At 57.6% G+C, this 2706-nt stretch carries 3 protein-coding genes; 1 reads left to right on the forward strand and 2 read right to left on the reverse strand.

Annotation, left to right across the window (positions count from 1 at the left end; translation table 11 throughout):
• Nucleotides 1-504 (reverse strand): amino acid permease (locus E5W70_RS31750; RefSeq protein ID WP_366509777.1); only part of this gene is annotated, 504 nt, incomplete at its 3' end.
• Nucleotides 505-573: 69 nt separating this feature from the next.
• Nucleotides 574-918: a hypothetical protein gene (locus E5W70_RS31755; protein ID WP_292665226.1), complete on the reverse strand. Its 345-nt coding sequence runs from the start codon at nucleotides 916-918 to the stop codon at nucleotides 574-576.
• Between the two features lie 545 nt (nucleotides 919-1463).
• Here E5W70_RS31755 and E5W70_RS31760 point away from each other — a divergent pair.
• Nucleotides 1464-1973 carry a DUF892 family protein gene (locus E5W70_RS31760; protein WP_292665227.1) on the forward strand — a complete coding sequence of 170 codons (510 nt, stop codon included), beginning with the start codon at nucleotides 1464-1466 and terminating at the stop codon, nucleotides 1971-1973.
• The last annotated feature ends 733 nt before the right edge of the window (nucleotides 1974-2706 follow it).

Raw genomic sequence — 2706 nt, forward strand, 5'->3', positions numbered from 1 at the left:
GAATGAAAGCGCGACGCCACGCACGTTCAGCCCAACGAAGACCAGGTAGCCGGCGAGCCACCAGATCGGCTGCCAGGCATCAGGCGTGCCGGTTATGGCTGTCATGTAGGTGCCAATGAAATAAACCACGACCGCCGGCGTGAGCACGTATTCGATGTTTTCTGCTATGCCGGTGATGAAGCCGCCCCATGGCCCGAAAGCGGTACGCGCGAACGAATAGGCGCCGCCGGTATGCGGCAGGGCAGGGCTCATCTCCGCGATGGAATAGGTCAGGCCGAGATACATGATAGCGATCAGCACCGTTCCAATGAACATGCCTCCCCAGCCGCCGACGGCAAAGCCGAGGTTCCAGCCCGAAAAGTCGCCCGAAATGACGGCTCCGACGCCCAATGCCCAAAGCGAGAAGACGCCAGCGTGACGCTTCAGCCCGCGTTTTTCGAAATATTCGGAACCGGGGATGTGATAAGATACGCCCCCTTCGTGTTTCTTGGATTCCCCAGCCATCGTTTTGTCCCTCTCTGTCCGTTTACAGGTTGTTCCAAATGCAAGGCGGTCTGCGAAATCGATCCCGGCTCATTGGCTGAGCAACCAGCTGCGAAGAGCTAACGCTATGCCGGTCGATTTTGTTGCGCGTTTCCCAGCGCGGGGCAGCTCGTCTTCAGATTTATAGATCAAACCTGGTTCAACGATCCATTCACCGGGGAAAAGAGCTTCGATATCGTAACGCCCGTCAGGAAGGCGCGCGGCAAGCCCGACATAGCGATACCGGGTACCGAGCGCATCTGTGACCGTGCCGAAGATTGGCCGCTCTGCGAGGTAGCCGACGATTGCGCTTTCAACACCAGATCGCGAACCTTTTGGCCCCGCAATTCTCAGCGTGTAGTATTCGATAGGAACGCCTCTGGTGCCGACGCGCATCAGCTTATTCCTCAATAAAGGAACGCGTCCACGCAGTATGCTCCCACAGGTCCGATAAATCCATCTGCATGTTCACGCAGGGCAACTGCACCGGTCAGCGGCAGCTTTCGAACATCGACGGGGCGATACTGGTGATTTGACCAGTCAGACAGCCACTTGGGTTCCGATCTCCACCACGCGCCCAGTCGGGATCTGGAAATACTCGGTCGCGTCGGCCGCGGTGCGCGCCAGCGACAGTTTTCTAGCTCTCGCCTCTTGACCGGTCCTGCGCTAGGGAAGAGCCTAAAGCGGCATCCGCCGACGAGTGCCCGATGGATTCAAGGCGGCTCTCAGGTCCGCCGCGCGCTGTCTAGGTGATGCGGCGAGCAACCGCTTGTCGATCACTTCCCGCTTTTGAAACCCCAACCCCAAGCTGGTGAACTCCGAAGTACAAAATCGCGGCCGCCGTCTGCTGCCCGTCTCATCGGACCTCTCTAATCCGACCAGACGAGTGGGAACAATGTCACCGTTCGGCAGTTCTTCTCCACCCACTAAGGAGATTTGAAATGTCAGAGGCGCGAGAATGGATTGTCCAATGGCTTAGAGACGCTCATGCTATGGAAGAGCAGGCCGAAACGATGTTGAACGGGCAGTTGAGCCGCATCGAGAATTATCCCGAGCTCAGCGACCGAATCCGACTGCACCTCGATGAAACGAGGCAGCAGGCTGCTCGGTTGAAAATCTGCCTCGACCGAATGGATGAGGGTTCATCCACGATGAAGGATGCTGGCGGCAAGTTAACTGCAATGGCGCAATCGTTGAGCGGCATCTTCGCCGGCGACGAGGTGATGAAGGGATCACTCGCGAGTTACACTTTCGAGCACATGGAAATCGCGTCCTACACGATCCTAATTGCCGCAGCTCAATCGATGGGCGAAACTGAGGTCGCGCGGGCTTGCGACGAGAACTTGCGAGAGGAGGTCGCGATGGCGGAATGGTTGAAAGACCATCTTCCCTCGACAACCGAGCAGTTCCTCGCGAGGGCCGAAACGGAAAGCGACAGCGCCAAACGCTGATCAGCTAGAAGCGTACGCATGGCTTCTGGATCCTGGAGACTGCGCCAGTCGGCGAGATATACCTCTGACACTCGGTATTGCCGAGAAAACATGGCTCGCAGCAGCGTCGTCTTGGCGCGAAGGTCCGGCGATCAAGTCGCCCGGAACACAGCTTCAGATCCTCGACTGCCCCAGACTCAAACTGTGGCGCGGGAATAGCTTGGTGACCTGGTGGCGGTTACCACGACCGCAGAAGCTTGAGCTCGTGGGAAGGAAGCTCGCCGTCAGCCGGCGTTGGCGATGTAGAGGTGACGAAACGAGATGCTCCGATGGCGAACTTCAGCGAGCAAGCAAAGCTCTTCGCTAAACGACGTGGTTGATTGCATCGTTTGAGGCTGCCAAGTCTGACCCGGCGGGCGAGGGGATTATCCACATACACACCGCGCCAAACCGGCAGGTCAGAGGATAACCGTCCACTCGTTTCCAATCTTCGGTGTCTTGGACGGGGATAGTGACCAAAGATGTGGGAACATAGGGATAGATCCGACTTACGGTCCGCACCTTAATAGCCGAACTGATCGGGTACCTGCCAAGGGGTCATAGCAAGGCTGTGCCGATCGGCGTTATGTGGAAGCCGAAGGGGCACTGGGGTCTTCCGGAGAAGAGTTATCCGATCCCCGCTCAGAATGTTTACCAACGATTCCCGAGGAACAAGTCCGGCCCCTAGCTGGTTCGGTTTATGTAGCATGCAGGT

Source organism: Mesorhizobium sp. (assembly GCF_005063415.1).
In the GTDB taxonomy this organism is placed as follows: domain Bacteria; phylum Pseudomonadota; class Alphaproteobacteria; order Rhizobiales; family Rhizobiaceae; genus Mesorhizobium.